The 285-nt window shown below is 60.0% G+C and carries 1 protein-coding gene; it reads right to left on the bottom strand.

What is annotated here, in order from left to right; all coding sequences use genetic code 11:
* The coding region (locus EN807_RS34905; protein WP_246684547.1) for an isocitrate/isopropylmalate family dehydrogenase at window positions 1-285 on the bottom strand (285 nt) is incomplete at both ends.

Below are 285 nucleotides of genomic sequence, written 5' to 3'. Positions count from 1 at the left end.
TCCGGCGTCATTATGCCGGCTTCACCTGCGCGCTCGATGGCTCGCATAAGCTGATCGGCCGCCCCATGCTCGCCCAGGTGACTGAGCATCTGCACCGCGGTCCAGAATGTAGCAATAGGATTGGCAATGCCTTTGCCGGCGATATCAAATGCCGATCCGTGAATGGGCTCGAACATTGACGGGAAACGCCTTTCGGGGTCGATGTTGGCCGTAGGCGCAACGCCAAGGCTGCCAGTCAACGCGCCTGCGAGATCTGAAAGCACGTCGGCATGAAGGTTCGTCGCC

The sequence above is a fragment of the Mesorhizobium sp. M5C.F.Ca.ET.164.01.1.1 genome, assembly GCF_004792125.1.
Lineage (GTDB): Bacteria > Pseudomonadota > Alphaproteobacteria > Rhizobiales > Rhizobiaceae > Mesorhizobium > Mesorhizobium wenxiniae.
Note: the sequence above shows the minus strand (reverse complement) of the source record. Positions and strands in the feature narration are given on the sequence as shown.